The organism is Allobosea sp. (assembly GCF_017308015.1).
Lineage (GTDB): Bacteria > Pseudomonadota > Alphaproteobacteria > Rhizobiales > Beijerinckiaceae > Allobosea.
The window spans coordinates 1-5,347 of record NZ_JAFKFW010000040.1; the positions used below are offsets into that span (position 1 = coordinate 1).

At 64.8% G+C, this 5,347-nt stretch carries 12 protein-coding genes; all 12 read right to left on the reverse strand.

The window, feature by feature from the left end:
* Window positions 1-107, reverse strand: a 107-nt coding sequence (rpsQ, locus tag J0I42_RS22790) for a 30S ribosomal protein S17 (RefSeq protein ID WP_291658365.1), incomplete at its 3' end; no start/stop codon positions are given.
* Window positions 108-117: 10 nt separating this feature from the next.
* Entirely contained in the window at window positions 118-330 is a 213-nt protein-coding gene (rpmC, locus tag J0I42_RS22795) for a 50S ribosomal protein L29 (RefSeq protein ID WP_291658351.1), read from the reverse strand.
* 11 nt (window positions 331-341) lie between these two features.
* On the reverse strand, window positions 342-755 hold the full coding sequence (rplP, locus tag J0I42_RS22800) for a 50S ribosomal protein L16 (RefSeq protein WP_291658353.1): 414 nt from the start codon (window positions 753-755) through the stop codon (window positions 342-344).
* An 18-nt stretch (window positions 756-773) separates the two neighbouring features.
* Window positions 774-1,499, reverse strand: coding sequence for a 30S ribosomal protein S3 (rpsC, locus tag J0I42_RS22805; RefSeq protein WP_291658356.1), 726 nt, complete (start codon window positions 1,497-1,499; stop codon window positions 774-776).
* A gap of 10 nt (window positions 1,500-1,509) precedes the next feature.
* On the reverse strand, window positions 1,510-1,893 hold the full coding sequence (rplV, locus tag J0I42_RS22810) for a 50S ribosomal protein L22 (RefSeq protein ID WP_291658357.1): 384 nt from the start codon (window positions 1,891-1,893) through the stop codon (window positions 1,510-1,512).
* A gap of 3 nt (window positions 1,894-1,896) precedes the next feature.
* Window positions 1,897-2,175 (reverse strand): 30S ribosomal protein S19, encoded by a 279-nt coding sequence (gene rpsS, locus J0I42_RS22815; RefSeq protein ID WP_291658358.1) that lies wholly within the window; start codon window positions 2,173-2,175, stop codon window positions 1,897-1,899.
* Window positions 2,176-2,183: 8 nt separating this feature from the next.
* Window positions 2,184-3,026: a 50S ribosomal protein L2 gene (gene rplB / locus J0I42_RS22820; RefSeq protein WP_291658359.1), complete on the reverse strand. Its 843-nt coding sequence runs from the start codon at window positions 3,024-3,026 to the stop codon at window positions 2,184-2,186.
* 10 nt (window positions 3,027-3,036) lie between these two features.
* Entirely contained in the window at window positions 3,037-3,348 is a 312-nt protein-coding gene (locus J0I42_RS22825; protein ID WP_291658360.1) for a 50S ribosomal protein L23, read from the reverse strand.
* Window positions 3,345-3,965, reverse strand: coding sequence for a 50S ribosomal protein L4 (gene rplD / locus J0I42_RS22830; protein ID WP_291658362.1), 621 nt, complete (start codon window positions 3,963-3,965; stop codon window positions 3,345-3,347). The genes J0I42_RS22825 and rplD overlap by 4 nt, the downstream gene beginning before the upstream one ends.
* On the reverse strand, window positions 3,965-4,693 hold the full coding sequence (gene rplC / locus J0I42_RS22835) for a 50S ribosomal protein L3 (protein WP_291658363.1): 729 nt from the start codon (window positions 4,691-4,693) through the stop codon (window positions 3,965-3,967). Before rplC ends, rplD begins: the two co-directional genes overlap by 1 nt.
* Window positions 4,694-4,817: 124 nt before the next feature.
* Complete coding sequence (gene rpsJ / locus J0I42_RS22840) at window positions 4,818-5,126, reverse strand: 30S ribosomal protein S10 (protein ID WP_043237115.1); 309 nt, start codon at window positions 5,124-5,126, stop codon at window positions 4,818-4,820.
* Window positions 5,127-5,196: 70 nt separating this feature from the next.
* Window positions 5,197-5,347, reverse strand: a 151-nt coding sequence (locus tag J0I42_RS22845; RefSeq protein WP_465247716.1) for an EF-Tu C-terminal domain-related protein, incomplete at its 5' end; no start/stop codon positions are given.

Below are 5,347 nucleotides of genomic sequence, written 5' to 3' on the forward strand. Positions count from 1 at the left end.
ACCGTCTTCTTGAGGAGCGGGTGCGTATAACGCCGCTCGACCTTGACCACAACAGTTTTGTTCTGCTTGTCGCTGACGACGACGCCCTGCAGTACGCGCTTAGGCATTATTCTCTCCTCACGCGCTCGCCGCGACGGTCTTCGACCGCTGCAGCGTCTTGATACGGGCGATGTCCTTGCGCACCTCGGTGACGCGCGCGGTATTCTCGAGCTGGCCCGTCGCCTTCTGGAAGCGCAGGTTGAACTGCTCCTTCTTCAGCTTGAGCAGTTCGTCCTGGAGCTGGTCCGTGCTCATCGCGGTGAGGTCGGACAGACGCTTGGTGATTTTCATGTCGCCCTCCCTTACTCGGCGATGCGCTGGATGAAGCGGGTCTTGATCGGCAGCTTGGCGGCGCCGAGGCGGAGCGCCTCGCGAGCGATCTCCTCGGACACGCCGTCGAGCTCGAACATGATCCGGCCGGGCTTGACCTTGGCCGCCCAGAACTCGGGCGAACCCTTGCCCTTACCCATGCGGACTTCGGTCGGCTTCTTCGAAACCGGCACGTCGGGGAACACGCGGATCCAGACGCGGCCGACGCGCTTCATGGCGCGGGTGATCGCACGGCGAGCCGCCTCGATCTGCCTGGCGGTGACGCGCTCGGGCTCCTGGGCCTTCAGGCCGAACTGGCCGAAGTTGAGGTCCGTGCCGCCCTTGGCGGCGCCGGAGATGCGCCCCTTGAACTGCTTGCGGAACTTGGTGCGTTTTGGTTGCAGCATGGCTCTTCTCGATCAGCCTTACGCAGCCTGCTCGCGACGATCGCGATGGTCGCGATCACGACCGCCGGAGCGGCCGCCCTCGTCGGAGAGGCGCTTGTCCTGGGCCATCGGGTCGTGTTCCAGGATCTCGCCCTTGAAGATCCAGACCTTGATGCCGCACGTCCCGTAGGTCGTGAAGGCGGTGGCGACGCCGTAATCGACATCGGCGCGCAGCGTATGCAGCGGCACGCGGCCCTCACGATACCATTCGAGGCGGGCGATCTCGGCGCCGCCCAGACGGCCCGAGCAGTTGATGCGGATGCCCTCGGCGCCGAGACGCATCGCCGACTGCACCGCCCGCTTCATGGCACGGCGGAAGGCAACACGGCGCTCGAGCTGCTGGGCGATCGAGTCGGCGACCAGCGTCGCGTCGATCTCCGGCTTGCGCACCTCGACGATGTTGATCGTCACGTCGGCCTTGGTGAGCTTCGAGACTTCCTTGCGGAGCTTCTCGATGTCGGCGCCCTTCTTGCCGATCACCACACCCGGACGCGCCGAGTGGATGGTGACGCGGCACTTCCGGTGCGGACGCTCGATGATGATCTTCGAGACCGCAGCCTGCTTCAGCAGCTTCATGAGCGCGGCACGGATGGCCATGTCTTCATGCAGCAGCTTGCCGTACTCGCCCTTGTTGGCGAACCAACGCGAGTCCCAGGTACGGTTGATGCCGAGGCGAAGCCCGATCGGATTGATTTTCTGACCCATCGTTCTCTCCTCAGGCCTGCGCGGCAGCCTGCTCGCGCACCACGATCGTGATGTTCGAGAACGGCTTCAGGATACGGGCGCCACGGCCGCGAGCCCGGGCATGGAAGCGCTTCATGACGAGCGCCTTGCCGACGAAGGCCTGGGCGACGACGAGATCGTCGACGTCGAGATCATGGTTGTTCTCGGCGTTGGCGATCGCGCTCTGCAGACATTTGCGAACGTCGTCCGCAATGCGCTTGCGCGAGAACTCGAGATCGGCGAGCGCCGTCGAGACCTTCTTGCCACGGATGAGCTGAGCGACGAGGTTCAGCTTCTGCGGCGAGACGCGAAGGTTGCGGGCGATCGCAGTGGCTTCGTTCTCGGGCAGCGCACGGGGGGCGGATGCTTTACCCATGGCTTACTTCCTCTTCGCCTTCTTGTCGGCGGCGTGGCCGTGGAAGGTGCGCGTCGGCGAGAACTCGCCGAACTTGTGGCCCACCATTTCCTCGGACACGGACACCGGCACATGCTTCTGTCCGTTGTAGACGCCGAACGTCAGACCGACGAACTGCGGCAGGATCGTGGAGCGACGGCTCCAGATCTTGATGACTTCACTACGGCCTGAGGTCCTGGCGACCTCGGCCTTCTTCAGGAGGTATCCGTCGACGAACGGACCTTTCCAAAGCGAACGCGCCATGACGGACCTCAGTTCTTCTTCTTGCGGGCGTGACGGCTCGACACGATGAACGTATCGGTCCGCTTGTTCGAGCGGGTCTTCTTGCCCTTGGTCGGCAGACCCCAGGGCGTGACCGGGTGACGGCCACCCGACGTCCGGCCTTCACCACCACCATGCGGGTGGTCGACCGGGTTCATCGAGACGCCGCGGTTATGCGGACGGCGACCGAGCCAGCGCGAGCGACCTGCCTTGCCGTCGTTCCGGTTCATGTGATCCGGGTTCGAGACGGCGCCGACGGTGGCATAGCACAGGCCCGAGATCAGGCGCTGCTCGCCCGAGTTCAGGCGGACGATCACGTATCCCTGGTCGCGACCGACGATCTGGGCGTAGTTGCCGGCCGAACGGGCCAGGGCGCCGCCCTTGCCGATCTTCAGCTCGACATTGTGCACGATCGTGCCGATCGGCAGCGCGCCCATCGGAGCCGCGTTGCCGGGCTTCACGTCGACCGTGTCACCAGCGACCACCGTATCGCCGACAGCCAGGCGCTGCGGCGCCAGGATGTAGGAGAGCTCGCCGTCCTGATACTTGATCAGGGCGATGAAGGCGGAGCGGTTCGGATCGTACTCGAGCCGCTCGACGGTCGCCGGAATGCCGGCCTTGCCGCGACGCTTGAAGTCGATGAGCCGCAGGGTGCGCTTGTGGCCACCGCCGCGGAAGCGGACGGTGATGCGGCCCATGTTGTTGCGGCCGCCCGAGGAGCTCTTGCCCTCGGTCAGCGCCTTGACCGGCTTGCCCTTGTAGAGCTCGCTGCGGTCGACGATCACGAGCTGGCGAAGGCTCGGCGTGATCGGCTTGAAATGTCTCAAAGCCATGATGCTTCCCTCACAGGCCCGTGGTCACGTCGATGGAGTGGCCCTCTTCGAGGGTCACGACCGCCTTCTTGACGTCCGAACGCTGGCCGGGGCGGCCACGGAACATCTTGACCTTGCCTTCGGTGACGATCGTGTTGACGCTCTTCACCTTGACGTCGAAGAGCTTCTCGATCGCCGCCTTGATCTGGGGCTTCGTTGCGGTCTTGGCAACCTTGAAGACGACCTTGTTGTGCTCGGAGAGCATCGTCGCCTTCTCGGTGATGACCGGCGCCACGATCACATCGTAGTGGCGCGGGTCGAGGTTCTTGGCGGACTGGATCATTTGCAGCGCGCATCCAGCGCATCGCCGGCCGCGCGCGTCAGGACCAGCTTGTCGCGACGCAGGATGTCGTAAACGTTGATGCCCTGGACCGGCAGCACGTCGACATTCGGGATCGAACGAGCGGCCAGGCCGAAATTGGTGTCGATCTCGGCGCCGCCGATGATCAGCGCGCTCGACAGGTCGAGCTTGCCGAAATGGCCGAGCAGCACCTTGGTCTTCGGCTCGGAGAGCGTAGCATCGTCGATCACGATGATGCCGGCATCCTTCGCCTTGGACGAGAGCGCATGGCGCAGCGCGAGAGCGCGGACCTTCTTCGGAAGATCATGGCCGTGGTCGCGCAGGACCGGGCCGAAGGCCTTGCCGCCGCCGCGGAACTGCGGAGCCGAAGCCGCGCCGTGGCGAGCGCCGCCGGTGCCCTTCTGCTTGTAGATCTTCTTGCGGGTACGATCGATCTCCGAGCGGCCCTTGGTCTTGTGCGTCCCGGCGCGCCGCTTGGCGAGCTGGTAGCGGACCATGCGGGCGAGCAGATCGGCGCGCGGCTCGAGGCCGAACACCTCGTCCGACAGCTCGACCGAACCGGCCGGCTTGCCCTCAAGAGTGGTGATATCGAATTTCATCACGCGTTCTCCTCAGCCTGGGCCGCAGGAGCCTCTTCCGCCTTGCCCTCGCCGGAAACCTTGAACTTGCCAGGCAGCGGCGCGTCCTTGGGCAGAGCGCGCTTGACGGCGTCACGGACATGAATCCAGCCGCCGGCGACGCCCGGAACGGCGCCCTCGACGAGGATCAGGCCGCGCTCGACATCCGTCTGGACGACGCGCAGGTTCTGCGTGGTGACGCGCTCGGTGCCGAGATGGCCCGGCATCTTCTTGTTCTTGAAGGTCTTGCCCGGGTCCTGACGGCCGCCGGTCGAACCGATCGAACGATGCGAGACGGAGACGCCGTGCGTGGCGCGCAGGCCGCCGAAGTTCCAGCGCTTCATGCCGCCGGCGAAACCCTTACCGGTGGTGGTGCCGGAGACGTCGACGAACTGGCCGACGACGAAGTGGTCCGCGGTCAGCTCGGCGCCGACGGGGATCAGCGCGTCGTTGCTGACGCGAAACTCGACCACCTTGCGCTTCGGCTCGACCTTGGCGACCGCGAAATGACCGCGCTCGGCCTTCGAGACATTCTTCACCTTCGCCGTGCCGGAGCCCAGCTGCACGGCCACATAGCCGTTCTTCTCGATCGTGCGATGCGCGACGACCTGGCAGTTGTCGAGCTTCAGCACGGTGACCGGAATGTGCTCGCCGGCATCCGTGAAGACGCGGGTCATCCCGACTTTCTGTGCAATCACACCGGAACGCATCGGTGCATACCTTCCTTTGGGGTCATGTCCATCCGGGGAAACCGGAAACAGAGGACCCGTTTAATCGGATCCGAAGATGGTCCGACGAACTGGAAACCGGTTCGTCGCTCTGACCGTCTCCGACTTAAAGCTTGATTTCGACGTCGACGCCGGCGGCGAGATCGAGCTTCATGAGGGCGTCGACCGTCTGGGGAGTCGGATCGACGATATCGAGAACCCGCTTGTGGGTCCGCATCTCGAACTGCTCGCGCGACTTCTTGTCGATGTGGGGCGAGCGGTTGACGGTGAACTTCTCGATGAGCGTGGGCAGCGGAATCGGTCCGCGGACCTGGGCGCCCGTCCGCTTCGCGGTCGACACGATCTCGCGCGTCGACGCGTCGAGGATGCGGTGGTCGAACGCCTTGAGGCGGATCCGAATGTTCTGACCGTTCATGGTCTTGTTCTCTCCGTGACGTGAGAAAAGGCAAAGGCCCCGAAGGGCCCCTGCCCCTCACGCAAACGCGTTACGCGATGATGCTGGCGACGACGCCGGCGCCGACGGTGCGGCCGCCTTCGCGGATGGCGAAGCGCAGCTTCTCTTCCATCGCGATCGGGGCGATCAGCGTCACCTCCATCGAGATGTTGTCGCCCGGCATCACCATCTCCGTGCCCTCG